The organism is Microbacterium sp. T3-8 (genome assembly GCF_055398145.1).
The window spans coordinates 3,289,517-3,315,169 of the sequence record NZ_AP027918.1; the positions used below are offsets into that span (position 1 = coordinate 3,289,517).

Sequence of the window (25,653 nt, forward strand, 5' to 3'; positions counted from 1 at the left end):
CCGGCCAGATTAGCGCCCGCGCCGGGCGTCACCGCTCGTCGAGAGTGTCGCGCAGGTCGGCGTTCCGGTCCTGCAGATCGGCGTTCTCGTCCTGGAGGTCGAGCACCCGGGCGATGCCCGCGATGTTGATGCCGTCGTCACGCAACTGCGCCGCCCTCCGCAGGCGATCGATGTCGTCGTCGCTGTAGCGCCGGGTGCCGCCGTCGCTCCGCGCGGGCGTCAGCAGCCCTTTGCTCTCGAACAGGCGGAGGGTCGCCTCGGGCAGGTCGACGAGCTGCGCGGCGACGGCGATGCCGTAGAGCGGGGTGCGCGAATCGCGATGCGGCATCCGGTTCTCCTTCGAGACGTCGGGACTTGCGGAAGTGGCTGGATTTGTTCTATAAAAAATCTACAGCAAGTGATGCAGATCTTCTGCATCGGCCATCGAGCCCGAGAGGGCCGTACGAAAGGAGACACCATGGCACTCACCTTCGATCCGTTCAGTCAGCTCGACCGCTTCGCCGCGAGCGTGCTCGACTCCGTTCGCGCCCCCCGGTCCATGCCGGTGGACCTCTATCGCGACGGCGACCGTTACATCCTGCACGCCGATCTGCCGGGCGCCGATCCCGGCTCGATCGACGTCGATCTCGACGGTGCACAGCTGACCATCCGCGCCCAGCGCACCGCCGACAGCCAGGAGGGCGTGCGCTGGCTCGCTCGCGAGCGGGGCGCCGGCACGTTCCTGCGCCAGTTCACGCTCGGCGAGGGTGTCGACCTCGACAGCATCAGCGCCTCCTACGAGAGCGGCGTGCTGTCGGTCATCATCCCCGTCAGCGAGCGTGCGAAGCCGCGCAAGATCACCGTCGAATCGGCCGACCAGCGGCAGGCGATCGACGCCTGATCCTCTCGGGGGCGCGCGATCGCGCGCCCCCGAGTCCTCCTCCCCTTCACACGGAAAGGAATGTCACATGCCCACCTCGCCCGCACTCGACCGCTTCCTGGCCGAGATGGAGTACCCGGCCACGAAGGACGACCTGCTGCGCGAAGCCGCGCGCGACGGCCTCGGCCCGGACGACCGCGCACTCCTCGCCGACCTCCCCGAGCAGAGCTACAGCGCCGGCTGGAGCATCCGCTACCGACTCGCGCGCCGATCGCTGGAAGAGGCGCTCACGCCCCGCAGTACGCCCATCGCGGCCTGACGGCGGCGCGTTCCCGGCGCGCTTCCCGCGCCTCCCCGCGCGTCCGCGCGATCGGGGCCCGGGGCGCCGGGAATGCCCCGCCGCTCCCCCCGGTTGCAGCAGGGGATGAATGACGTCGCACTCTCCGTCCTCGACCTCGTGCCCGTGCGCACCGGTCAGACCAGCGCCGAGGCCATCCGCGCCTCCCTCTCGCTCGCCGAGATCGCCGACCGGCTCGGCTATCGCCGTTACTGGTTCGCCGAGCACCACAACATGCCGGCCGTGGCATCCACCACTCCCCCGGTGCTGATCGCCGCCGCCGCGACCCGCACCTCGAGCATCCGCCTCGGCTCCGGCGGCGTCATGCTGCCGAACCACGCGCCGCTCATCGTCGCCGAGCAGTTCGCGGCCCTGGCCGCGATCGCCCCCGGGCGCATCGACCTCGGCCTCGGGCGCGCACCCGGCAGCGACCCCGTGATCACGCAGTTGCTGCGCGGCTCGGGCGTCACCAGCGACGTCGAGCAGTTCCCCCGCCACGTGCAGGACATCGCCGCGCTCGTCTCGAACGAGGGGGCGACCGTGCGCTTCACCTCCGGCGGGGAGTACACGGTGCGTGCGACGCCCGCGGCGACCGACGCCCCCGAGGTGTGGCTGCTCGGCTCGAGCGACTACTCGGCTCAGCTCGCGGCATCCCACGGCCTGCCGTACGTGTTCGCCAACCACTTCTCGGGCGAGGGCCTCGAGCGCGCGCTCGATCTCTATCGCACGAACTACCAGCCGAGCGAGGAGCACCCGACGCCGCGCACCTTCCTGACGGTCAACGCCGTCGCGTCACCCACCGTCGAGGAGGCCGAGGCGCGCGCCCTGCCGCAGCTGCGCATGATGTCACGGCTGCGTCTGAACAAGCCGCTCATCGCTCTCGAGACGGTGGAGGAGGCGCTGGCCGCCGAATCGGATGCCGCGACCGATCAGGTCGTGCAGGCCGCCCGCTCGCGCTGGTTCGTCGGAACGGGCGAGTCCGTCGCCGCCGAGGTGCGCGAGTTCGCGAGCCGCTGGGGCGTCGACGAGGTCATGCTCTCCCCCGTCGCCGGAGCCTACGAGTCCGAGCCCGCCGACTCGGCCGCGGGCCGCGCCCAGACCCTGGAGCTCGTCGCCGCAGCGCTGTAGACGCGCGCGACGGAGGTCTGGCGCACCGGGCCCGGCGGGCGTAGCCTCAGCCCTGGAGAGGAGTTCGATGATGAGCACCAGCACCACACTCGGCCTCTGGGTGGCCTACGGCCCGAACGGCGTCGTCGGCAGCATCCGTCACGACGACGAGGGCTATCGGGTGACGATGGCGGGGGCGGATGCCTCGGCCGGAACCTACCCGTCGCTCGCCGTTGCCAAGAGCGCGCTCCACGCGCGCATGCGGCCGGGCAGCGACTGGCCGAACTTCCGGGAGCACTGACCCGCGCCGGACGGAGCCGGAGGGCCGAGGGGGCTGAGTGGGCGCGATCCGCGCCGGAGGGGGCTCAGGCCTCGGGCTCACCCGAGACGATGCCGCGCAGCCAGTCGCGCGCCTCGACGAACACGTCGTCGGCGTAGCGATCCGGGTAGTGAACGATCTGACGGTCGGCCCGCGGGTACGACCCGAGGAACACCACGCGCGGGCTGAACCGTCGGATGCCGAGCAGCGCGTCCGCCATGCGTTCGTGCTCGATGTGGCCGTCGGCGTCGATGACGAAACGATAGCGGCCGAGTTCGTCGCCGATCGGGCGCGACTCGATGAGCGACAGGTTGATGCCGCGGGTCGAGAACTGCTCGAGCATCTCGAGGAGCGATCCCGGGTGGTCGTGGGGCAGCTCGACGATGAGCGAGGTCTTGTCGGCACCGGTCGGCGCGGGCGGCGCGGTCGTGCGCGAGACGAGCACGAAGCGGGTGACGGCGTTGGCGTTGTCGCCGATGCCGGAGGCGAGCACGTCGACGTCGTAGTGGTTGACGATGCCGGGGGCGGCGATCGCGGCCTGGGCGGGCAGGCTGCCGTCGAGCACGCCGATCGCCGAGGCGACGTTGCTGGACGCCGGAACGTGCGAGTGCGCGGGGATGTTCGCGCCGAGCCATCCGTGGCACTGGGCGTAGGCGACGGGGTGCGCGGCGATGACCGACACCTCGTCGAGCCTGGTGCCGCGCGGGGCGACGAGCACGAAGTTCACCTTCACGAGGTACTCGCCGATGATGCGCAGACCGGGGAGGGTCGCGAGGGCGTCCTGCGTGGTGGAGACGCCGCCCTCGATCGAGTTCTCGATCGCGATCATCGCGGCGTCGCTGCGGCCCTCGAGCACGTCGGCGAGAGCTTCGCCGACGTTGTGCACGGCACGCCACTGCTGGCCTCGGGCTTCGGCGACCTGGTCGAGCGCCGCCTCCGTGAACGTTCCGGCGGGTCCCAGATAGCTGTAGGTACGGCGTTCGGTCACGCGTTTCACCTTAGCCCTCCGCGTCAAGGCTCCGACGCGAAGTTTCCTCTCGGGCCGGATCGGTGCAGACTGAACTCATGACGAGCCGTGCCGGCCTCCCCGCGGAGGAAAGTGACCTCATCGATGTCGACGAGTTGATCGCCGCCTACTACGACCGCATCCCGCGCCCGGATGTCGCCGCCGAGCGCGTCGCGTTCGGCACCAGCGGCCATCGCGGGTCGTCGCTCGGCGGCAGCTTCAACGAGGTGCACATCCTCGCCACCACGCAGGCGATCGTCGACTACCGCGCGGGCCAGGGCATCACGGGCCCGCTCTTCCTCGGTCGCGACACGCACGCGCTGTCGCTGCCGGCCGAGCGCAGCGCGATCGAGGTGCTCGTCGCGAACGGCGTCGACGTGCGCGTCGACTCCCGCGACTCGTGGGTGCCGACCCCGGCGCTCAGCCACGCGATCCTCACGTACAACCGCGCCCTCGCGGCATCCGAGGGCAACACCGGCCGCGCCGACGGCATCGTCGTCACCCCCTCGCACAACCCGCCCCGCGACGGCGGCTTCAAGTACAACCCGCCGCACGGCGGCCCGGCCGACACCGACGCCACCGGCTGGATCGCCGACCGCGCGAACCAGCTCATCGAGGCGAACCTCGAGGGCGTGAAGCGCGTGCGCTTCGCCGACCTCGACGCCGACACGATCGGCAGCTACGACTTCCGCGACGCCTACGTGCGCGACCTCGCGTCGATCATCGACGTCGAGGCGATCCGCCGCGCGGGTGTGCGCATCGGGGCCGACCCGTTGGGCGGGGCATCCGTGGAGTACTGGGCGCTCATCAAGGAGGTCTTCGACCTCGACCTCACCGTCGTGAACCCCGAGGTCGACCCGACCTGGCGCTTCATGACGCTCGACTGGGACGAGAAGATCCGCATGGATCCGTCGTCGCCGTCGGCCATGGCCTCGCTCGTCGCCAAGAAGGGCGACTTCGACGTGCTCACCGGTAACGACGCGGATGCCGACCGCCACGGCATCGTCACCCCGGATGCCGGTCTCATGAACCCGAACCACTACCTCGCCGTCGCGATCGACTACCTGTTCTCGCACCGCACGGAGTGGCCGAGGGATGCCGCGATCGGCAAGACGCTCGTGTCGTCGATGATCATCGACCGCGTCGCGGAGTCGCTCGGCCGTCGCCTGCTCGAGGTCCCGGTCGGGTTCAAGTGGTTCGTTCCCGGTCTGCTCGACGGCTCGGTCGCGTTCGGCGGCGAGGAGTCGGCCGGTGCGTCGTTCCTGCGCTTCGACGGCTCGGTGTGGTCGACCGACAAGGATGGCATCCTGCTGTGCTTGCTGGCCGCCGAGATCATCGCCGTGACGGGCAAGTCGCCGTCGGAGCGCTATGCCGAGCTCGAGACCGCGTTCGGTTCGTCGGCCTACCAGCGGGTGGATGCTCCGGCGACGCCCGAGCAGAAGGCGACGCTCGCGAAGCTGGCGCCCGAGTCGGTGTCGGCGACCACGCTGGCCGGCGAGGAGATCACCGCCAAGCTCTCGCACGCCCCCGGCAACGGCGCGGCGATCGGCGGCCTCAAGGTGCAGACCGAGCACGCGTGGTTCGCCGCGCGCCCCTCGGGCACCGAAGACGTCTACAAGCTCTACGCCGAGAGCCTGCGCGGCCCCGAGCACCTCGCTGAGGTGCAGGCGGAGGCGCGCGCGGTGGTGTCGGCGGCGCTGGGGGCGTAGGTTTCGATCGGTTTCGAATCGCTCACTTTGTCGCCTTCGTGGCCCGGGAGGCGACAAGGTGAGCGAAATCCCATGTACCCACGTGATGGATCACCCTCACTCGAGGTGGTGGCGAGGTACTTCGCGTTGTTTCCAAAGTAGCGTTCGACCTCATTGCGAACTCTCGCAGGCTAGAGATGTACATGGTTCACCTAGGACACGATTCAAGTGCGGTCTGGATCCGTTCGCGGCGTCACGATCATGAACCGTAGGGACTGAACACGAGGAGGCGGCTCCGTGAATACCTCCACGACGAGGTGGTACCCACCCCGGAAGTAGTCCCGCTCAAAGCTCTCTTCACTGGCCGGGAACTCACTCTCTTTGTCTCGTTGCCAGCCCTGCTCTGCCAGCCACGGCTCGAGGTCGTCCGCGATCTCGGTAGGCGTTCGGACACCCTCCGACTTCAGCTCGACGTACCGATTCCAGTAGTAGTACTTCGGCCACTCCTCGTAGTCGTCGTTCGCCGCTCGAACACCACCACCGGGGCTCGCTTCCGACTCGGGATCGAGCTCTGACGCCGGGATCTGCTCAAGGATCTCCTCGCCCCATCGGTCCGCCTGAGAGATGAACTCGTCCAGTTGTTGTTCCTGAACCACTACCTGTTCCTCCGCACTCATCCCACCGCACCCCGTCAACACCACCAGCGAGACGAGTATGCCCGCCGCAAGTAGACGAGCACGCCCAGAGAGGAGACACGGGTAACGAACGGATGCCGTCACGGACTATCCGGATCGGTCTGCGGCGTCACGATCTTGAAGTTGATCGCCTGCGCCATGGGCGGCTCTTCGGTGTAGACCTCCACGATGAGGTGGTATCCATCGCGGAAGTAGTCGCGCTCGAAACTCTCTTGACCTGCAGGAAACTCAGCTTCTTCATTACGCTGCCAGCCCTGTCGCTGCAGCCACGGTTCGAGGTCATCAGCGACGGCCGTTGGCGATCGCGGTCCGTCCGGCAAGAGGTCAACGCCCTGGAACCAGTAGTAATAGCGCGGCCACTGCTCGTAATCATCGCCCGCTCCTCGGGAGCCCCCCATGTTCGGGTAGATCTCCTCCACCTCCGACACAGGGATCTGAGCGACGATCTCCCCGCCCCAATCATCCGCCTGCGCGATCAGTGCTTTCAGTTGCGCTTCCTGCACCGCAACCTTCTCTTCCGCGCTCATCCCAGCACACCCCGTCAACACCACCAGCGAGACGAGTACGCCCGCCGCAAGTGAACGGGCACGCCCCGCGCAAAGACGTGGGCACGGGACGGATGCCGTCACGGACGATCCGGATCGGTCTGCGGCGTCACGATCATGAACGCGAGCTTCTGCGCATGAGGCGGCGGGACGGTATACACCTCGACGACAAGGTGGTATCCATCCCGGTAATAATCACGCTCGAAACTCTGCTCGCCCGGAGGGAACTCAGACTCCTCGTTCCGCTCCCACCCCTGACGCTCCAGCCACGGCTCGAGATCATCAGCCACCTCAGACGGCGCACGTGCACCCTCAGCATTCAACTCGACGATCTGGTCCCAGTAGTAGTACTTCGGCCAGTCGTCGTAATCGCTCACCTTGCGCACGCCACCGATGTTGTACGACTCCGCCGCCGGCTCGATCTCCGCCACCGGAATCTGCGCGACGATCTCACCACCCCAAACATCACCCTGCGCGACAAAATCCTTCAACTGCGCTTCCTGCACCGCAACCTTCTCCTCCGCACTCATCCCGGCACACCCCGACAGTGCAGAGGCAACCAGGACGATACTCACGGCTGTGGCTGCAGTCCGAGTACTCGAAACGGTCAACCCCATGCTCATCGATCGGGGTCGGTGTACGGCGTAACGATCGAGAGGCGCAGAGACTGCACCCGGGGAGGGGGCTCCGTGAACACTTCGATAGCGAGACGGTAGCCCTCACGGTGATAATCGCGCGTGAAGCTCTCCTCGCCGGGCGGGAATTCGCTGGCGGCGTTTCGCTTCCAGCCCTGCTCTTCCAGCCAGGGTTCCAGATCATTCGCCATGTTCGTGGGGGTGCGGGGTCCGTCTGCTCGTAGTTCGACGATCGTCGCCCAGTAGTAGTACTTCGGCCACTCGGCGTTGTAGTCGCTTACCTGGCGTACGCCACCGTAGTTGACGTACTCAGCGCCGGGTTCGAGTTCGGCTTCCGGGATCTGTGCGAGGATCTCACCACCCCATCCATTCGCTTGGTCAGTGAAATCCTGCAACTGCACTTCCTGCACCGCTACCTTCTCCTCCGCACTCATCCCGATGCACCCGGTCAACAACAGCGCGCACAGGCCCAAAGCGGCGAGTGCGACACTGCGCATTCTCTGAATAGTCATCCGTCAACCTCCTCCAAGGTGCGGGATGAGACAAGCTCCTCAGGTTTTGCTGCACCGGAACCGGGAACATCGACCATCACCGGCGCGAAGCCGCCTCGGAACTCGACGTCATCTGGGTGATAGAGCGACACCGACTCCCCCTTCACTGCCCGGGTGATATTCCTCATTGATGTACTCAGAGGGTCAAAGACGGAGGTATGACTTTCGCCACCTCCGGTGCTCTCAATCGTTCCGCTACTCGGGTCGCCTGCAATGACGTACCCCGTCTCCAGCCGAACGACTCCGTCTGCGGTCAATGGATTGGTCAGGCCATGACCGATATTGCCAAGTACGAAGCCTTGATTCCAGCCCACGATCGCATCGTTTCTCGATTGAAGAGCGAAATGCGGGACGTCCTTCGTCTCTGGAAAGTCTTCGATCCCGTCGACGTGATGCCCAAGTCCCGCCGGAGCGACGTACACCACGCGATCCGCTTTCAGCCCCAGGTATTCGGCGCCTCCCAACACTGCAGCGCCGTAGCTATGCCCGATCGGCACCACATCCGTTCCGCGTTCGATACCGAGGCTATTGACAAAGGTTGCCAGCCGGGCCGCAGCGACGTCGGCGAATCCCTGCTGCGCCGCCTCGTTGAGGTGACTCGAATCGTACTGCGGCATCGGCGCACCGTGCCACGTGAAATAGCCTGACCGCGCTCCGGAGTTGAACATGAGGTTCTTCCCCTTGTCGAGGTCTGTTGTGAAGCCCGCCAGTCGGGACGTCGTGCCCGGAATGACCACGCCCACCTGATCCATCCAGGCAGGCACGTCGCCTGTTACCGGGTCGAGTATCCCTTGGAAGGTGATGTAACTGTCTCGGAGAGGATTGAACCCGACCAGAACGGTGCCGTTCTGAGAGATCCTCCGACCGTTCTCGTCAAACACCAGATACACGCCGAAGGGTTGACCTTCGACCTGGTCGTCTTGGCCGTCGTCGCCCTTCTTCGTCGTGTAATTCTCGTTCCGGTCGCCGAGCATCGCGTCGATGCTCTTCGCCTCGCCCTCCATGTCGGCGATGATTCCTGGGAGATCACCCGCCTGACGGTCTGCGACGAAGTCGATCACGTCGACGCGCGTGCCCAGCTTCTCGAGAAGCTTCAGCATCTTGATGTTCTTCTCGAGCTCGGCACGATGAGCCTTCGCGGTGATCACGTTCGCCGTATTGCGATCGCGCAGTGGAATCCCCTCGAGGTTGCCGATCAGCATCGGGAAGTCCGTGATCAACTTCTCCCGTTGTTCCGGCGTCATCGCGTCCCAGACGGCGCGGATCGCCGCCGGGTCCTTCAGCTTCGCGAGATCCACGGCCGACACCGACTGCACACTGCCGTCCGGCATCCTGACCGATACAGACACCCCGGCCGACACGTGCGGCACCGACGGGATCGCCTTTCGGGTCGACACGTACTCGGAGCGAACGGTGCCGATGCTCGAACTCGCTGTCGCGTCGATCCCTCGTCGTTCCTCATCCAACCCGACCAGCCGCTGCTCGGATGCCGCGACCGTATCCTCCGCATGGTCGACGGCACGCTGGAGCCCCCGGCTGGAACGCATGTAGTCGTCGGCCTCACCACTCGACGCATCGTACGAGTCGAGTGCTTCCTGCTTCATGACGACCGTCGCCTTGGCGTCGGCCAGCGTGATCCTCTCGTTCCGCGTTCGCGTCGCGATCTCCTCCATCTGCACGCCGAGGCTTTCCGCTGCGTCACCCCACGAAAGGTCCGCGGCCTGCACCAGACCCGCCGGCGCCAGCGCCGCCTGGATCACCGCCACGAGTCGGTCGATCGACACCGCGTTGCCCGACTGGAGGCCCAGTCCGGACGACGCCTCGATCAGTTTCGCTCCGACATCCGCGCCGAAAGTCCGCCCTCGCAGATCGGCCCCGACGTCCCGCACGGTCGCGGAGTCACCCGCGAGCGCCACATCTCCTGCCGTCATCTCACCCCTCCTATGCGCCCGGCACCTGGGAAGCGATCTGCGCGTCCAGCAGCTTGAACAGCGACACCAGCTCGGTGCACGCCTTGCCCTGTCCGATCATCGCCTCACTCATGGCCTGCGCCACGGACTTCCGCTCCGAATGCGCACCGGTATGCGCACCATCCGGGCCGGATGCGCCCGAACCGAGTTCACCCGGAACCGCCTTCTCCGACGTCACTACCGAGGCAGCCGTCGACAAAGCAGAGGCCGCAGCCTCCAGCGATCCGTAATCGACCTTCATCGCTCATCCCCCCAACTCGAGCGAGGCGTGCCTCAGAGGTGCACCACTGGGCACACCCGAGAGACACGCCTCGTCATCGACGGTGCTCGATCGCGATCAGTTGATCTTCGAGGCGATCTGGGAGTCGAACTCGCGACCCGCGTTCGCCGTGCCGCTGATGAACGCCGAGATCTCGGTCAGCTGGGCGATCACGGTGTTCGCGCTCTGCGTGTAGCGCGTGTAGGCATCGTTGAACTTTCCCGACGCCTGGTCGGTCACGAAGCCCGAGGCCACGAGCCCCTGGATCTTCGTCTGCATGCCCTGCAGCTTCTGCGTGATCTCTTCGCGGCCGGCGTCGAGATCCTTCGCCGCCGCGTCCATCTCGTCGTAGCTGAGCTTCACATTCGCCATGACAACATCCTCCGATTTCTCGGCACGAGATGATTTCTCGCGTCCCCGATCGGTTACATTAGCCGAACGCGTTCGCAAAATCGCCACTTCTGGCGATATACCAATTCGGGACGCGGCCGACAGGGGGGTCTGTGAGGCTCAAATTCACGCTGTTCGAAACCGGGAACGACGGTCAGAATCGCGCGCGCGACATCGTCGTGACGGCCGACGTCACCGCGACGGTCGCCGACCTCGCCCGCACCATCATCCGCGCCGGAGCGGGCGACGGACGACTACTCCCGCATGCCCTCGACCGGACGGCGTCGCTGACGATCCTCGTTCACCGTCGCGGCGGGAGGGCCGTCGTTCTCGACCCCGCCGATCCGATTGGCATATCGGGCGTGCAGGCCGGAGCGGTTATCGAGGTAATTCGCGAGCAGGATGCCGGAAATGCGGAGCGAATGGTCGAGCCAGCGGGATATATCGACGTTCTCGACGGGGCGCAATCCGGTGCGCGATATACCATCATTCAGGGTGAGAACGGTATCGGCCGCGAGCGCACGAATCGCGTCGAATTGCATGATCGCAGCGTCTCCCGGCACCACCTCGAGATGACCGCGTTCGGATCGATCCGCAGCGTGCGAGACCTCGGTTCCGCCAACGGCACCGACCTCGTCACGGCATCCGGCGAACTGCAGCGCCTGACGGCCCCGACCCAGCTCTCGCACCCCACCGTGCTGCGCCTGGGCGACGTGCACCTGCGCATCCATCCCGTCGCCACCGGCGGACCGGGCGCGCCCCGGGCCCGCGCGACCGTGCGCCATCAGCGGTCTCCCCGGGTCGATCCCGTACATGCGCCGACGCCGCTCGAACTACCCTCGCCGCCCACCCCGGCCGAGCCCTCGCGCTTCCCGCTCGTCGCGATGGTGGCGCCTCTCGCCATGGGTGCGGCTCTCTTCGCCGTCACCCAGTCGGCCCTCAGCATCGCCTTCGTCGCGCTGTCGCCGCTCATCATGATCGGCAGTTGGCTCGACGGCCGCGTCGGACAGCGCCGCCGACTGAAGAAGCAGCGTCGCGAGTTCACCGAGACGCTGGCGACCGTGCGCGACGAGGTGACGCGACGCCACGAGATCGAGCGTCCCGCTCGCCAGCAGGAGAGCGTGCCGCTCGCCGACTTGCTCACCGCGGCTCGCGACCGCACTCCGGTGCTCTGGACGCGACGGTCGGAGCACCGCTCGTACCTGGAAATCCGCCTCGGCAGCGGCGAGCTGCCCAGCCGCACCGTGCTCGACCTCCCCTCCCGCGGATCCTCCTCGACCGAGGACTGGACCCAGGTCGAAGACGCCCACACCGCGCTGTCATCGATCGCCGACGTTCCGGTTCTCGAACGCCTCGACCTGAGCGGGTCGCTCGGCATCGCCGGAGAGGGCGTCTGGGCCGATTCGATCACGCGCTCGGTGCTCGTGCAGCTCTTCGGGCTGCACTCCCCCGCGGACGTGGTCTTCACGGCCTTCCTGCCCGACGCCGAGACGAACGCCCAGGCAAGCGCCCAGACCCACGCAGGCACGGATGCCGCGACGGGCAGGCACACGGAAGCCGACTGGGACTGGCTCAAATGGGTGCCGCACGCCGATTCGGTCTACAGCCCGATCCGCACCCCGCACCTCACGGCGACCGCGCGCGACCGGGCGCTCCTGCTGACGGAGCTCGAGGGGATCATCGCGACCCGCACGGCATCCGCCTCGTCACGCACGATCCGATCGCGGGACCAGTCCCAGGCATCCGACACCGACTCCCGACTCGCCGCCGTGCAGAAGCAACCCCTGCTGCCCACGATCATCGTGCTCGTCGTCGCCGGCGACGACGACGCGGAGCAGGACCTCACCCGCCTCGTGGGCCTCGCCGAGGACGGACCCGACGTCGGCGTGCACGTGATCTGGGCGGCACGCTCGATGGCCGATGTCCCGGCCGCCTGCCGCACGACCGTCGACGCGACCACGACGCCGACGACCGCGCATTTCGTACGCTCGGGAACCGTCGTGACGCTCGACACCGTCGAACGTGTGGACGTGCCCGAGGCCGAGGCTTTCGCCCGCAGTCTCACTCCCGTCGTCGACGCCGGCGCTCGAGTCCTCGACGAGAGCGACCTGCCCCGGAGCGTGAAGCTCGCCGACATCGATCGGCGCAACCTGCTCGACGACCCCCGCGAGGTCATCGCCGGCTGGGAGAGCACCGACTCGCTCACGAGCCGTTGGACGCCGGGCGCCGAGCGCGACCCCGGCACCCTTCCCGCCCGCATCGGCCAGAGCGACGCCGGAACTGTCGAGATCGACCTGCGCACCCACGGCCCTCACGCCCTCGTCGGCGGCACGACAGGCGCGGGCAAGTCGGAGTTCCTGCAGACGTGGATCCTGTCGCTCGCCGCGGCGTATTCCCCCGACCGCGTCACCTTCCTGCTCGTCGACTACAAGGGCGGGGCGGCCTTCGCCGACTGCGTGGCCCTGCCCCATACCGTCGGCCTCGTCACCGACCTCGACCAGCACCTGGTGCGCCGCGCGCTCACCTCACTGCGGGCCGAGCTGCGTTACCGGGAGGAGCTCCTCAACGAGCACGGAGCGAAGGACCTCTCCGGTCTCGAGCGGCGCTCCGAGGTCGCCGCCCCGCCCCTCCTGCTCATCGTCATCGACGAGTTCGCCGCCCTGGCGAAGGAGATCCCGGAGTTCGTCGACGGCGTCATCGACATCGCCCAGCGCGGGCGCTCGCTCGGGCTGCATCTCATCATGGCGACGCAGCGCCCCGCCGGTGTCATCGGCGACAACCTGCGCGCCAACACCAACCTCCGCGTCGCGCTGCGCATGGCCGATGCGAGCGACAGCAACGACGTCATCGGAATCGCGGATGCCGCGCACTTCGCCCCGGAGACGCCGGGGCGGGCCGTGGTCAAGATCGGTGCCGGCCGGGTCGTGCACTTCCAGACCGCCTACCTGGGCGGACGCTCCGACGGCCAGCGCCGTGATGCCATCGACCTGAGCGACCTGAGGTTCGGGCACGCCCGACCGTGGGCCATCGCCCCGGAACGCGCCGGCGGAGACACGGGGGCCGCGGCATCCGCTCGTGACATCGAGCGCCTGGTGCGCAACATCCAAGTCGCCGCCGACACCCTGCGACTCGAACGCCCTCGCAAACCCTGGGTCGATCAGCTGCCCGCATTCATCGCCCTGCCCGGCGAAGCCGCGGGCAGCGCCACCGACTCCGATCTGCTCATATCGGTCGGTCGCGTCGATGACCCCACGCAGCAGCGTCAGACCGATCAGATCGTCGACCTCAAGGCAGCCGGCAATGTCGCGATCTTCGGTGCGCCCGGCGCCGGGAAGACCACGGCACTCATCACCTTCGCGATCGCAGCGATCCTGCGCGACGAGAGGACGCGGATCTACGGCATCGATGCCGCGAGCGGACGACTGGCCACGCTCATCGGGCTGCCCGCCACCGGCGACATCGTGCCGGCCGACGACACCGATCGCGCCGTGCGCCTGCTCGGAATGATCCGCGACCTCATCGACGAGCGCGAGAACGATCGGTCTCCGGCCTCGCCCGTCATCCTCCTGCTCGACGGATTCGGGGCCTTCCGCGATCTGTACGAGCACCACGGACCCGACACCGGCATGTTCACCGCACTCGTCGACATCCTCCGCGCGGGGCGGCACGTCGGCGTGCACGTGGTCCTCGCCAGCGAGCGCGCGATGTCGCTGCCGAGCGCCATCGCGGCGAGCATCGGCGAGACGTTCGTGCTGCGCATGCTCGCCGACCACGACTACGGCATGGTCGGCGCATCGGCCGACATGCTGCGCACCGCCCCGGCAGGACGGGCCATGCATCTCTCGTCCGAGCGGGAAGTGCAGTTCGCCATGCCCGCATCCGCACCCGACGACGAGGCCCTCGACACCGCACTCGTACACATCGCGCAGACACTGCGCTCCCGCGGGATCGAGAACGCACCCGGCATCCCGGAAGTCCCGACCTCGCTCGCGCGACACGAGCTGCCCCGCGCCGCAAACCCCCAGGCGTTCGCCGTCGAGACCACTCGCCTCACCGCCGTCGACGTGCCCCTCACCGGCATGATGCTGGTCACGGGACCGGCGGGATCAGGGCGCACCACTGCGGTGCGCAGCATCCTGGCCGCCCGGCACGCGCACGCCGCGAAGCACGGCATCTCGCTCGATCTCGCCCTGCTCTCACCGCGTGCGTCGACGCTGGCCCACGACGTCGCGTGGAGCCATCGCGGCGACTCCGCGCAGGATCGCCCGGATCTCATCACGGCGCTCATCGAGGCGCTCGGCGGGACGCCGCGGTCGTCAACGGCGTCGCTGCTCTCGGCGATCCCGCTGATCGGCAGCACCGGCGCTGCCGCCGACGAGCCCGAACCGGCCCGAGCGCAGCTCGCGTTCCCTCGTGCCGGGCATCAGGGCATCGTGGTCATCGAGGACGTCGGCGGTTTCGACGGCAGCGGTGACGAGTCCGCCCTGGCGACGCTGCTCAAACTGCTGCGCCGCAGCGACCTCACCGTGATCGTCGAGGGCGAGAACGCCACGCTCACCTCGGTCTGGGAACTCGCGAGCCCCCTCCGCGGCGCGCGATGGGGACTCGCGCTCCAGCCCGATGCCAACGACATGCCCAGCGTCTACACCGCGAACTTCCCCCGCGCCCGGCGCGCGGACTTCCCGCCCGGTCGGGGCTTCCTGGTGCGGGGCGGCGCGGTGACGGGCGTCCATGTCGCCCAGCCGTAGCGGGGGGGCTGAGGGCCCGGGGTCAGCGGGCCCGGGGTCAGCGGGCCGTGGTGCTCGAACGCACGACCAGCGACGTCGGGACGACCGACGTCGCAGGCGCCTCGGCCTCGGCATCCGTTCCCCCCTCGATCTCGGCGACCAGCGCGGCGACCGCGCGGTCGGCGAGGGCCGCGAAGTCCTGCCGGATCGTGGTGAGCGGCGGGCGGTAGTTCGCGGCATCCGGCACGTCGTCGAACCCGACGACCCCGACATCGGTCGGCACCCGGCTGCCCGCGTCCTCCAGACCGCGCACGAGTCCGAGCGCCATCTGGTCGTTGGCGCAGAAGACGGCGGATGCCGCGGCCAACGACCCTGCGGCGGCATGCCCGGAGTCCGACGACCAGTCGCCGCGCACGACGGCGGGGGGACGGATGCCGTGGGCGACGAGCGTCTCGCGCCAGCCGCGTTCGCGCTCGGCGGCGGCGAAGGAGTCGGCGGGTCCGGCGAGGTGGTGCACCGTCTCGTGGCCGAGATCGAGGAGGTGCCGGGTGGCGGCGGCGGCTCCGCCGGCGTGATCGCTGTGCACGGCGCGAAGGCCGTGATCGGCGATCGCATCGACCACCACGAGACGCAGCCCCGTGGGGCGCGCGGCGGCAGGCACGAGCGCGGAGGCCTCGTTGAGCACGATCGCGCCGTCGACCTCCTGCTCGGCCAGTCGATCGAAGGCCGCGTCGACCCCGGCGGATCCCGCGGCGGCCGTGACGACCGTGAGGGCGTAGCCGCGTTCGGCTGCGGCTTCGGCGGCGGCCTGCAGCATCCGCGAGTTGCCGACCGTGGCGAGCGTCGTCACGACCAGGCCGATGGTCTGCGAGCGCCCGGTGCGCAGCGCACGGGCGGCGCGGTGCGGGCGGTAGCCGAGGTCGGACATGGCCCGCTCGACCCGGGCGCGGGTGGCGGGATCGACGCGCGGGCTGTCGTTGACGACGCGCGAGACGGTCTGCCCCGACACCCCGGCGCGAGCGGCGACCATCGCCATCGAGACGCGGCCCGACATCGGTCGCGGAGAAGAGGTGGGGTCGTTCACTCCTCCATGTTGACGTAATCACGGCCGCGGATCTACCATGTTTACGTGAACACGCCTGAATCTGCGGAGATGCGCACCTCGACTCTGAGCGCCGGCATCGTCAAGCGCGCGACGCTGCTCGCCGACGGCCGCGACATCATCTACTACGACGACCCCGATACGACGCTCGGCGCCGAGCGCGCCGTCGACGCCCGCACGCTCGATCCGCGGCCCGCCACCGCGACCATGCGGCAGGACGTGCTCACCGGCGACTGGATCACCGTGGCGGCCAACCGGCAGAACCGCGTCATGATGCCGAGCGCCGACGCCGACCCGCTCGCCCCGCAGACCCCGACCAACCCGTCGGAGGTGCCCTCGCGCTACGACGTCGCGGTGTTCGAAAACCGCTCCCCCGCGTTCGGCCCCGCCCTCGCCGAGGCGGTCGGCACCGCCCCCGCGGCGAGCGACGCCCCCCGCGGCCTCGACGACCTCGACGCGCTCGGGCTCGGCCGCACCCGCACCTCGGTCGGCCGCTGCGAGGTCGTGTGCTTCAGCCCCGAGCACTCGGGATCGTTCGGCACCCAGTCGGTCACCCGCGCCCGCACCGTGATCGAGGCGTGGGCCGACCGCACCGCCGCGCTCTCGCAGCTGCCCGGCATCCAGCAGATCTTCCCGTTCGAGAACCGCGGGGAAGCGATCGGCGTCACGCTGCCGCACCCGCACGGGCAGATCTACGCGTACCCGTACGTCACCCCGCGCACGGCCAAGCTGCTCGACTCGATCGACCGCACAGCGCCGGACCTCTTCGCCCGCATCCTGGAGTTCGAGCAGGCATCCGAGCGGGTCGTCTTCCGCGGCGAGCACTGGACCGCCTTCGTGCCCTTCGCCGCCCGCTGGCCCCTCGAGGTGCACCTGATGCCGCACCGCCACGTGCCCGACCTCGCCGCCACGACCGAGGCCGAGCGCGACGAACTCGCCCCGCTCTACCTGCGTCTGCTGCGCGGTGTCGACGCGCTCTACGACACCCCCACCCCGTACATCGCCGCCTGGCACCAGGCACCCGTGAACGTCGGCCGCGACACCGTGCGCCTGCACCTGCAGCTCACGAGCCCCCGCCGCGCCGCCGACAAGCTCAAGTTCCTCGCCGGCTCCGAAGCCGCGATGTGGGCCTGGGCCGCCGAGGTCACCCCCGAGCAGGGGGCGGCCCGCATTCGCGGCGCCATCGCATCCGCCGAGGCCGCAGCCGCGGCATCCGCCCCGACCTCCGAGGAGACCCCCGCATGACCGTCACGGAGACCACCGCTCAGGATGCCGCGCGCGCACTGTTCGTCGAGCTGACCGACCGCACCCCCGACGGCATCTGGTCGGCACCGGGTCGCGTCAACCTCATCGGCGAGCACACCGACTACAACGAGGGCTTCGTGCTGCCGTTCGCGATCCCGCACCGCACGGTCGCCGCCGTCGGACTGCGCGACGACGCCCGCATCCGCGTCGTCTCGACGTTCTCCGACGAGACGGTCGAGGTCGGGATCGACGAGCTCGACGGGCTGTTCCCGACCCTTCGACGGGCTCAGGGACCCAGTGAGGAGGCGCCGGCCGTTCCGGAGTGGGCCGCGTACCCGCTCGGCGTCGCGTGGGCGCTGCGTCTCGCGGCTCCCGAGGGCGCGTTCCGCGGGGTCGACATCGCGATCGCCTCCGACGTGCCCGTGGGTGCGGGGCTGTCGTCGTCGGCGGCCATCGAGGGCGCGACCGCGACCGCGCTGAACGACCTCTGGCACACCGGACTCGACCGCACCGCGCTCGCCCGCGTGGGCCGCCGCGCCGAGAACGAGGCGGTCGGCGCTCCCACCGGCATCATGGACCAGATGGCATCGATGCTCGGCGAGACCGATGCCGCGATCTTCCTCGACTGCCGCTCTCTCGAAGCGCAGCTCGTCACGGTCGGCGTCGCCGAGGCGGGTCTCGCGATCCTCGTCATGGACACGCGCGTCAAGCACGCCCACTCCACGGGCGGCTACGGAGAGCGCCGCGCCTCGTGCGAGCTCGGCGCCGAGATCATGGGTGTGCCCAGCCTCCGCGACGTGTCGACCTCCGACCTCCCCCGCGCCGAAGAGCTCATGGACGACGTGACCTTCCGCCGTGTGCGGCACATCGTCACCGAGAACCAGCGCGTGCTCGACACGGTGCGGGTGCTGCGCGAGCAGGGCGCCCGCGCGATCGGCGACCTACTGGTCGCCTCGCACGCCTCGATGCGCGACGACTTCGAGATCTCGGTGGCCGAGCTCGACACGGCCGTCGAGGCCGCGCTGGCCGCCGGCGCGCTCGGCGCGCGCATGACGGGCGGCGGATTCGGCGGCGCGGCGATCGCGCTGATCGAACAGGATGCCGTCGAGGCCGTGTCGGATGCCGTGACCGCGGCCTTCGCCGACGCGGGCTTCACCGCCCCGCACCTGTTCACGGTCGTGCCGTCGGCGGGCGCGCACCGCGACGCGTGACCGGCGCTGTATCGGTGACGGCGGCGCCGGAGTCCACAGCATCCGCCTGAGAGAATCGAACCCGGAGTCGCGCGGTCGTGCGCGGCCGGAGAGGAACGCAATGTCCTGGATCGTCACCGGCGGCGCCGGCTACATCGGCTCGCACGTCGTCCGCGCCCTCGCGGATGCCGGGCTCACCCCGGTCGTCCTCGACGACCTGTCGAGCGGTGTCGCCTCGTTCGTTCCGGAGGGCGTGCCCTTCGTGCAGGGCAGCATCCTCGACCGCGACCTCGTCGAGAAGGCGCTCCGCGACCACGACGCCCAGGGCGTCATCCACGTCGCCGGCTACAAGTACGCCGGCGTCTCGGTGCAGCGCCCGCTGCACACCTACGCGCAGAACGTCGAGGGCACCCGCGTGATCCTCGAGGCGATGGAGGCCGCGGGCGTCGCGAACATCGTCTTCTCGTCGTCGGCCGCCGTCTACGGCACCCCCGACGTCGCCCTCGTCGTCGAGGACACGGCCAAGAAGCCCGCGAGCCCCTACGGCGAATCGAAGCTCATCGGCGAATGGCTGCTGCGCGACCAGGCGGTCGCCACCGCCGAGTCGGCGACCCCGCTGCGGCACACCTCGCTGCGCTACTTCAACGTCGTCGGATCGGCCGACCCGACGGTCTACGACGTCAGCCCGCACAACCTTTTCCCGATCGTGTTCGAGGCGCTGCTCGAGGGGCGCACCCCGCGCATCAACGGCGACGACTACGACACCGAAGACGGCACCAACGTGCGCGACTACGTGCACGTGGGCGACATCGCCGCCGCGCACGTCGCCGCCGCGCAGCGTCTCGCCGCCGGTGAGCCGATCGAGCCCGCCTACAACCTCGGCTCGGGCGACGGCCTCAGTGTGAAGCAGATCATGGATGCGATGGTGCGCGTCACCGGCGTCGAGTTCGCCCCCGAGATCGGCCCGCGCCGCCCCGGCGACCCCGACCGCATCGTCGCCGACGGCACCCTCGCCGCCCGCGACCTCGACTGGCGGATGCGGTATTCGGTCGACGAGATGGTGCGTACGGGCTGGGAGGCTCGGGTTTCTTCTTCTTAGTTTCTTGTGGGGCGAGCTCCGGGATGCCGCCGTCACTCGCAGAACGGGCGCCCTCCCCGCAAGCGGGTCCCCTCCCGATGCTCGCGCCGGCGGCATCCCTGCGCCCGCCAGTGGCATGCGTCGGCTCGCGTCCATCTTTCTGGGGGAGTAGCTGGCTCGCGCCGGCGGCATCCCTGCGCCCGCCAGTTGCATGGCAGTAGGGGCGGGTACGAGCGCTCTCAGCTTGCCGGGTTAGCGGCGGCCAGGTCGCGGGTGCGGATGGGGTAGAGGAAGAAGCAGATCCAGGCGAGGGCGACGAAGCCGACGGGGATGACGGCGAGCATCAGACGGATGCCGCCGTCCACCGCGTCGGGCTGCGCGTCGCCGAGCGCGGCATCGAACCCGGATGCCGTGAGCACCCACGCGGCGACGATCGCCTGCAGCACCACGGAGCCGCGCACGATGAAACCGTTGACCCCGAAGTAGGCGCCCTCCCGACGGTGCCCGGTGCGCACGGCATCCTCGTCGATGATCTGCGCCAGCACGACCTCGAGAAGCTGCAGCAGACCACCGACGCCGATGCCGACCGCGACGCCCACGAGGGCTGCGGCGAGGATGCTCGTCGGGGCGAGGAACCCGAGCACCGAGAGGCCGAAGACGGCCACGCTCCACAGCAGGGCGGTGCGCGGGCTGGTGCGACGGACGACCGCGCTCCACAGCACGATCGCCGGGATGGCAGTCACGAAGATCGCGCCCAGCAGGATGCTGCCCTCCCCCTCGGGGGCTCCCAGCGAGTAGCGCACGTAGAAGGGGAGTGCGGCGAGGATCACGGCGATCGCCGTCTGGATGAACAGCGAGCCGATCACATAAGGCACGAAGGCCCGGTTCGCGAACGTGTACCGCATCTGCATGCCGAACGGCAGCGGCGCCGCGACGGATGCCTCGGGCACGCGCCGCTCGACCATCCCGCCCGTGAACGACCAGACGAGGAACGCGAGGCAGACCGTGCCGAGCACGATCGCCATGCCGTGCCAGCCGATCGGCGAGGCGTAGAGCAGCGGTGCTCCGGCGGTGCCGAGGATCATGCCGAGGATCGCGAAGATCTGCCGGGGGACGTTGCCCCGCGCACGCTCGTCGGTGGTGCGGAAGATCTCGGGGAACAGGGCCGAGATGTTGAGCACGACCACCACGTAGGCGATGTCGTACACGGCCACAACCACGAGGAACCAGGCGATGAGGCCCGCGGTGGGCAGCTCCGGCGGCATCCACACCAGCGCGAACGCCACGACCAGCGGGACGATCCCGAGGCCGATCCACGGGATGCGGCGCCCCCACGGGGTGCGCAGGCGGTCGGAGATCGCCCCGACGAACGGGTTGAGCACCGCGTTCAGGATGCCGTGGGCGATCATCGCCGCGGCCACCCACCCCGCCGGCACCGCGAGGTGCGAGACGTAGAAGTAGACGATGAACGCCGAGAAGGTCTGCGCCATCAACTGGGTCGGGAACCCGGAGGCCCCGAACGCGATCGACTGCGCCCGGGTGGGGGCGGCGTCGAGCCGTCGGTCGCGCAGACGCTCGGTGAAGGTGGTCATCGTGCGGTGCCCCTCTGCAGATCGCGCAGCGCCCGCCAGCCGATGCGCACGAGCCCTTCGTCTTCGATCACCCGGAGCACGACGGGGTCGGCGAGCAGTTTCCGCTCGAACTCGCGCTTCGGCGAGGCGAAGTCCACGGCGGCCCGCAGCTCCTCATCGTCGACCATCGGATGCAGGTAGATCTCGGTCACTCCCGCGGGCACCGCGCGCAGCAGCGTCACGAAGCCGTCGCGCACCTGCTCGTAGGTCTCCTCCGCCGCAGTGCCCTCGCCGACGAGTTCGAAGGGGTGCGACCACAGCCGGTCGATGATCTCGACACCGAGCGAGTCGGCCGCGGCGGCGGCGCGCGCGAGCTTGTCGCGCAGCTCGGCATCCGATTCTGCGCCGTCCATGCGGCGCGGAAGGCGGAACGGGAGGCCGTTCGCGGCGGCCAGCGCGAACACCTGCTCGAGGAAGTCGCGACCGGTCGCGAGGCCGTATACCGAGCCCATGTGGTTGTCGAGGTGCGTGACGTCGACGCCGGCGTCGAGCGCGGTGCGCAGCTGCGCGGCGATCTCGGCGGCGACCTCGTCGTACGCCGCGCGGGTCTCGACCGCGACGACGTCGACGGGGAAGAATCCGTCGCCGTCGATGAGTGAGGCAGCGGCCGTGAGCGGGCGCCAGCGGTAGCGGGTCCACTCGCTGGTGAGCACCAGATGCACGCCGACGTCGAGGTCGGTGCGGGATGCTGCGAACGCGAAGGCCTCGGGCGACCACGAGCACGGCACCATGATCGTGGCGGAGTCGACGTGGCCGGCATCCAGCAGCTCGGCGATCGCGACGTTGGCCGCATGGCACATGCCGAAGTCATCGGCGTTGAGGATGATGGCGCGGGTTCCGGGGGCGTGCCCCAGCCGTTCGATCAGGTCGGAGGGTGCGGTCATCGTCGGGTCCTGTCAGAAGTGCCGGTCACCGGCCGGGCTTTTCGGGTGTGGTGAGAACGCGGGCGAAGAGCGTGGCACGCAGGGCGGATGCCGCTTCGCCGACCGCGCCGACGAGCGGCGCCTCCGGGCCGACGCTGGAGACGACGAACCGCAGCGGAAGGCGGGCGGAGTACTGCTCGGCGACCTGATGGATGATGTCGACGAGCACGGGGTGCGCGGCCTGCCCACTGAGGATGAACGCTTCGGGATCGAGGACGAGACCGATGCTGCCGGCGACGAGCGCGAGGCGTTTGCCGAGCTCGAGCGCCATCTGCATCGCCGCCTCGTCGCCGGCCGCCGCGGCATCGAGGTGCTCTTCGAGGGGCGCGTTCTGGTCGCGGCCGTTGACGAGCGCGAGGTCGGCGACGACCTGGTCGTTCACGACGGGGGCACCGACGGGCAGGGGCGTTTGCGGCAGGTACATCACTTCGCCCGCCACTCCGGAGAACCCGCGGTGCAGGGCGCCGTCGATCACGATTCCGGCGCCGAGACCCTCGTCGAGCAGCAGCAGCGAGAAGCTCGACAGCTCGGCGCCTGCACCGGCGGTGAGTTCGGCGAGGGCGGCGAGATTCACGTCGTTCTCGATGCGCACGGGGCAGCCGAGCCGGTCGGTGAGAGCAGAGCGGAACGCGCCGCCGTCGGGCCCCTGGTCGTTGCGGATGCTGCCGTCGGCGGTCACGATACCGGGCACGCCGATCAGCGCGAGGTGCAGGGGGCCGGCGACGGTCGCATTGCAGCGGTCGATGAGCGCGGCGATGTGCGCGACCCGGGTCTCGTTGTCGTCCTTCCGCGGGAAGTCGCCGTGCGCCTCGGCACGCACCGCACCGGTCGCATCGACGAGCACGACGTGCGCCGCGCGGTGGTCGACGTGCACGGCGGCGGCGAATCCGAGGTGCGGGTGCAGTCCGACCTTGCCGGCGGCCGGCCCGCGCGAGCTGCGGTCGACACCGTCGGGCGCGACGGCGCCGGCGCTCTCGAGCATGCGCAGCACCTGCGTCACGGCGGTGCGCGACAGCCCGGTGGCCTCCATCAGATCGGTGCGCGTCTGCGGACCTTCGCTGGCGAGCGTCTCGAGGATCGCGCGCCCGTTGATCGAGCGCAACAGTGTCTGCGGTCCGGCGAGGGGCCTGCTCATCGCGCTCCGGTCGGTCTTTCTGTGAGACGTTCGATTGGTGAGAGTGGCCGATCCCCCATCGGCTTCATCGAGCATGGCATACCGGAGACCGCAGGTCGACACTTCGTGTCGCATTCGGGTGTGCGGCGCGCGCCGAGCACCGAGACATCATTTCGAGCGCGAACCACCACGCGAGGCGGGATGCCTCGTGCCGGAGATGGTGTCTCGACGGGGCGCGCTCAGTCCAACGCGCTCATCACGTGCTTGATGCGGGTGTAGTCGTCGAAGCCGTACTGCGAGAGGTCCTTGCCGTAGCCGGAGTGCTTGAACCCGCCGTGCGGCATATCGGAGACGAAGGGGATGTGCGTGTTGATCCACACGCACCCGAAGTCGAGGTCGCGCGAGAACCGCATCGCCCGGGCGTGATCGGTCGTCCAGACCGACGCGGCGAGCGCGTACGGGACGTCGTTCGCCAGCTCCAGCGCCTCCTCGTCGGTGGAGAACGACTGCACCGTGAGCACCGGCCCGAAGACCTCGCCCTGCACGATCTCGTCGTCCTGCCGCACCCCCGACACGATCGTCGCGGGCCAGAAGTAGCCGCGATCTCCCTGCCGCACGCCCCCGGTCTCCACCCGCGCGTGCGCGGGCAACCTCGATACGAATCCCGACACCTGCTCCAGCTGTGCGGCACTGTTGAGCGGGCCATAGAGCACACCGTCCTCGCGTGGGCCGCCGGTGCGGGCATCCGACTCCGCCCGCGCGACCAGCGCCGCCACGAGCTCGTCGTGCAGGGACTCGTGCACGAGCACGCGCGTCGCCGCGGTGCAGTCCTGCCCGGCGTTGAAGAACGCACCGGTCACGATCCCCTCGACCGCCTTCGACACCGAGGCATCCGCGAAGACGATCGCCGGGGCCTTGCCGCCGAGCTCGAGGTGCACGCGCTTGACGTCGTTCGCCGCCGACCGCGCCACCGCCATGCCCGCGCGCACCGATCCGGTGATCGCGACCATCTGCGGTGTCGGATGCTCCACCAGCGCGACGCCGGTCTCGCGGTCGCCCAGCACGACGTTCAACGTTCCGGCCGGGGTGTGCAACGCCACGATCTCGGCGAGCAGCAGCGTCGACAGCGGGGTCGTCTCGGCGGGCTTGAGCACGACGGTGTTGCCCGCGGCGAGCGCCGGGGCGATCTTCCACACGGCCATGTTCAGGGGGTAGTTCCAGGGCGTGACCTGCCCGATCACGCCGATCGGCTCGCGGCGCACGAACGACGTGTGCCCGGCGAGGTACTCCCCCGCCGCTCGCCCCTCGAGCGACCGCGCGGCACCGGCGAAGAACCGCAGCTGATCGACCGACTGCATGATCTCGTCCTCGACGAGGCTCGCGCGCGGCTTGCCGGTGTCGCGCGACTCGAGATCGGCGAACTCCTCGGCACGCGCGGCCATGTCGTCGGCGATGCGGAAGAGGGCGAGCTGCCGGTCGGCGGGCGTAGTGTCGCGCCACAGCGGGAAGGCAGCGGATGCCGCGGCGTAGGCGGCATCGACGTCACCGGCATCCGACACCGGGAGGCGGCCGTACTCCTCCTCGGTGGCGGGGTCGATGAGCGGAAGGTCGCCTGCGCCGGACACGGGGACGAACCGACCGCCGATGAAGTTCTGCAAGCTCTCAGTGCGCATGCGGCCACAGTAGCGCGGCACTTTCGGAATCGGAAGGCCCGGAAGCCACCGACGACTGAATCGGTTGCACCACCGGCATCCGCCTGTCAATATCGACGCATGGGCACGAAGACACAGCCGGTGCTGGACGACATCTCGAAGCGGATCATCGAGCTGCTCCAGGAGGACGGCCGGCGCCCCTACGCCGAGATCGGGCGGGAGGTGGGTCTCAGCGAGGCCGCCACCCGCCAGCGCGTGCAGCGCATGACCGATGCCGGAACGATCCAGATCGTCGCGGTCACCGACCCCCTGCAGCTCGGATTCCACCGGATGTCGATGATCGGCATCCGCGTCACCGGCGACCCGCGTGCGGTCGCCGAGCAGCTCACCGAGATCACCGAACTCGCCTACGTCGTCGTCACCCTCGGCAGCTTCGACATCCTCGTCGAGGCCGTGTGCGAGAGCGACGCCGACCTGCTCGAACTGATCGCGACGCGCATCCGCACCATCCCCGGCATCGTGCACACCGAGAGCCTGCTCTACGCCGGGCTCTATAAGGACCTCTACAACTGGGGAACGCGCTGACCGCGCGCCTCATCCACTGAGAGAACCAACTGAGGAACAAGGGAG

25 protein-coding genes are annotated in these 25,653 nt (G+C 69.2%); 10 read left to right on the forward strand and 15 right to left on the reverse strand.

Annotated features, from left to right (window positions below; translation table 11 throughout):
• Nucleotides 1-28 precede the first annotated feature (28 nt).
• Nucleotides 29-328 (reverse strand): MerR family transcriptional regulator, encoded by a 300-nt coding sequence (locus tag ACZ5Y9_RS15795; RefSeq protein WP_464471796.1) that lies wholly within the window; start codon nucleotides 326-328, stop codon nucleotides 29-31.
• A 129-nt stretch (nucleotides 329-457) separates the two neighbouring features.
• Between ACZ5Y9_RS15795 and ACZ5Y9_RS15800 the strand changes: the two genes are divergently transcribed.
• From ACZ5Y9_RS15800 to ACZ5Y9_RS15815, 4 genes are all read left to right on the forward strand, one after another.
• On the forward strand, nucleotides 458-880 hold the full coding sequence (locus ACZ5Y9_RS15800) for an Hsp20/alpha crystallin family protein (RefSeq protein WP_247633847.1): 423 nt from the start codon (nucleotides 458-460) through the stop codon (nucleotides 878-880).
• A gap of 67 nt (nucleotides 881-947) precedes the next feature.
• Complete coding sequence (locus ACZ5Y9_RS15805) at nucleotides 948-1,178, forward strand: DUF2795 domain-containing protein (protein ID WP_247624537.1); 231 nt, start codon at nucleotides 948-950, stop codon at nucleotides 1,176-1,178.
• A gap of 105 nt (nucleotides 1,179-1,283) precedes the next feature.
• Nucleotides 1,284-2,324: an LLM class flavin-dependent oxidoreductase gene (locus ACZ5Y9_RS15810; RefSeq protein WP_247624536.1), complete on the forward strand. Its 1,041-nt coding sequence runs from the start codon at nucleotides 1,284-1,286 to the stop codon at nucleotides 2,322-2,324.
• A gap of 70 nt (nucleotides 2,325-2,394) precedes the next feature.
• Nucleotides 2,395-2,604 (forward strand): methyltransferase, encoded by a 210-nt coding sequence (locus ACZ5Y9_RS15815; protein ID WP_247624535.1) that lies wholly within the window; start codon nucleotides 2,395-2,397, stop codon nucleotides 2,602-2,604.
• Nucleotides 2,605-2,668: 64 nt separating this feature from the next.
• Here ACZ5Y9_RS15815 and pheA read toward each other — a convergent pair whose 3' ends face one another.
• A complete protein-coding gene (gene pheA / locus ACZ5Y9_RS15820) occupies nucleotides 2,669-3,619 on the reverse strand; it encodes a prephenate dehydratase (protein ID WP_464471797.1) in 951 nt (316 codons plus the stop codon).
• Nucleotides 3,620-3,687: 68 nt separating this feature from the next.
• On the opposite strand from pheA, the gene pgm reads away from it, so the two are divergent.
• Nucleotides 3,688-5,337, forward strand: a complete 1,650-nt coding sequence (gene pgm / locus ACZ5Y9_RS15825; protein WP_464471798.1) for a phosphoglucomutase (alpha-D-glucose-1,6-bisphosphate-dependent) — start codon at nucleotides 3,688-3,690, stop codon at nucleotides 5,335-5,337.
• A 203-nt stretch (nucleotides 5,338-5,540) separates the two neighbouring features.
• Here pgm and ACZ5Y9_RS15830 read toward each other — a convergent pair whose 3' ends face one another.
• The 8 genes from ACZ5Y9_RS15830 to ACZ5Y9_RS15865 form a co-directional block, all read right to left on the reverse strand.
• Nucleotides 5,541-6,095, reverse strand: a complete 555-nt coding sequence (locus ACZ5Y9_RS15830) for a hypothetical protein (RefSeq protein ID WP_464471799.1) — start codon at nucleotides 6,093-6,095, stop codon at nucleotides 5,541-5,543.
• Nucleotides 6,092-6,538 (reverse strand): hypothetical protein, encoded by a 447-nt coding sequence (locus ACZ5Y9_RS15835; protein WP_247624531.1) that lies wholly within the window; start codon nucleotides 6,536-6,538, stop codon nucleotides 6,092-6,094. The genes ACZ5Y9_RS15830 and ACZ5Y9_RS15835 overlap by 4 nt, the downstream gene beginning before the upstream one ends.
• Before the next feature lie 98 nt (nucleotides 6,539-6,636).
• Entirely contained in the window at nucleotides 6,637-7,131 is a 495-nt protein-coding gene (locus ACZ5Y9_RS15840; protein ID WP_464471800.1) for a hypothetical protein, read from the reverse strand.
• 44 nt (nucleotides 7,132-7,175) lie between these two features.
• Nucleotides 7,176-7,703: a hypothetical protein gene (locus tag ACZ5Y9_RS15845; RefSeq protein ID WP_464471801.1), complete on the reverse strand. Its 528-nt coding sequence runs from the start codon at nucleotides 7,701-7,703 to the stop codon at nucleotides 7,176-7,178.
• Nucleotides 7,700-9,673 (reverse strand): hypothetical protein, encoded by a 1,974-nt coding sequence (locus tag ACZ5Y9_RS15850; RefSeq protein WP_247624528.1) that lies wholly within the window; start codon nucleotides 9,671-9,673, stop codon nucleotides 7,700-7,702. The genes ACZ5Y9_RS15845 and ACZ5Y9_RS15850 overlap by 4 nt, the downstream gene beginning before the upstream one ends.
• A 10-nt stretch (nucleotides 9,674-9,683) precedes the next feature.
• Nucleotides 9,684-9,953, reverse strand: a complete 270-nt coding sequence (locus tag ACZ5Y9_RS15855; protein WP_464471802.1) for a hypothetical protein — start codon at nucleotides 9,951-9,953, stop codon at nucleotides 9,684-9,686.
• Between the two features lie 96 nt (nucleotides 9,954-10,049).
• Nucleotides 10,050-10,343, reverse strand: coding sequence for a WXG100 family type VII secretion target (locus ACZ5Y9_RS15860; protein ID WP_247624526.1), 294 nt, complete (start codon nucleotides 10,341-10,343; stop codon nucleotides 10,050-10,052).
• A 272-nt stretch (nucleotides 10,344-10,615) separates the two neighbouring features.
• A complete protein-coding gene (locus ACZ5Y9_RS15865) occupies nucleotides 10,616-10,903 on the reverse strand; it encodes a hypothetical protein (protein WP_464472767.1) in 288 nt (95 codons plus the stop codon).
• On the opposite strand from ACZ5Y9_RS15865, the gene ACZ5Y9_RS15870 reads away from it, so the two are divergent.
• Entirely contained in the window at nucleotides 10,784-15,109 is a 4,326-nt protein-coding gene (locus ACZ5Y9_RS15870; protein ID WP_464471803.1) for an FtsK/SpoIIIE domain-containing protein, read from the forward strand. The two genes, ACZ5Y9_RS15865 and ACZ5Y9_RS15870, sit on opposite strands and share 120 nt — an antisense overlap.
• A gap of 37 nt (nucleotides 15,110-15,146) precedes the next feature.
• Here ACZ5Y9_RS15870 and ACZ5Y9_RS15875 read toward each other — a convergent pair whose 3' ends face one another.
• Complete coding sequence (locus ACZ5Y9_RS15875) at nucleotides 15,147-16,124, reverse strand: LacI family DNA-binding transcriptional regulator (protein WP_464472751.1); 978 nt, start codon at nucleotides 16,122-16,124, stop codon at nucleotides 15,147-15,149.
• 117 nt (nucleotides 16,125-16,241) lie between these two features.
• On the opposite strand from ACZ5Y9_RS15875, the gene galT reads away from it, so the two are divergent.
• From galT to galE, 3 genes are all read left to right on the forward strand, one after another.
• Nucleotides 16,242-17,435, forward strand: coding sequence for a galactose-1-phosphate uridylyltransferase (galT, locus tag ACZ5Y9_RS15880; protein ID WP_464472752.1), 1,194 nt, complete (start codon nucleotides 16,242-16,244; stop codon nucleotides 17,433-17,435).
• The gene (gene galK, locus ACZ5Y9_RS15885) at nucleotides 17,432-18,646 is read left to right on the forward strand and encodes a galactokinase (protein WP_464471804.1); all 1,215 of its coding nucleotides are present in this window, start codon (nucleotides 17,432-17,434) and stop codon (nucleotides 18,644-18,646) included. Before galT ends, galK begins: the two co-directional genes overlap by 4 nt.
• A 100-nt stretch (nucleotides 18,647-18,746) precedes the next feature.
• Nucleotides 18,747-19,724, forward strand: coding sequence for a UDP-glucose 4-epimerase GalE (gene galE, locus ACZ5Y9_RS15890; protein WP_247624524.1), 978 nt, complete (start codon nucleotides 18,747-18,749; stop codon nucleotides 19,722-19,724).
• A gap of 218 nt (nucleotides 19,725-19,942) precedes the next feature.
• On the opposite strand, the gene ACZ5Y9_RS15895 is transcribed toward galE, so the two are convergent.
• The 4 genes from ACZ5Y9_RS15895 to ACZ5Y9_RS15910 all read right to left on the reverse strand — a co-directional run bounded on the left by ACZ5Y9_RS15895 (nucleotide 19,943) and on the right by ACZ5Y9_RS15910 (nucleotide 25,044).
• The gene (locus ACZ5Y9_RS15895; protein WP_464471805.1) at nucleotides 19,943-21,295 is read right to left on the reverse strand and encodes an MFS transporter; all 1,353 of its coding nucleotides are present in this window, start codon (nucleotides 21,293-21,295) and stop codon (nucleotides 19,943-19,945) included.
• Nucleotides 21,292-22,218 (reverse strand): polysaccharide deacetylase family protein, encoded by a 927-nt coding sequence (locus ACZ5Y9_RS15900; protein ID WP_464471806.1) that lies wholly within the window; start codon nucleotides 22,216-22,218, stop codon nucleotides 21,292-21,294. The genes ACZ5Y9_RS15895 and ACZ5Y9_RS15900 overlap by 4 nt, the downstream gene beginning before the upstream one ends.
• 25 nt (nucleotides 22,219-22,243) lie before the next feature.
• Nucleotides 22,244-23,392, reverse strand: a complete 1,149-nt coding sequence (locus ACZ5Y9_RS15905) for an ROK family transcriptional regulator (protein ID WP_464471807.1) — start codon at nucleotides 23,390-23,392, stop codon at nucleotides 22,244-22,246.
• 218 nt (nucleotides 23,393-23,610) lie between these two features.
• On the reverse strand, nucleotides 23,611-25,044 hold the full coding sequence (locus ACZ5Y9_RS15910) for a gamma-aminobutyraldehyde dehydrogenase (RefSeq protein ID WP_464471808.1): 1,434 nt from the start codon (nucleotides 25,042-25,044) through the stop codon (nucleotides 23,611-23,613).
• Nucleotides 25,045-25,143: 99 nt separating this feature from the next.
• On the opposite strand from ACZ5Y9_RS15910, the gene ACZ5Y9_RS15915 reads away from it, so the two are divergent.
• Entirely contained in the window at nucleotides 25,144-25,608 is a 465-nt protein-coding gene (locus ACZ5Y9_RS15915) for an Lrp/AsnC family transcriptional regulator (protein ID WP_247624519.1), read from the forward strand.
• Nucleotides 25,609-25,653 lie beyond the last annotated feature (45 nt).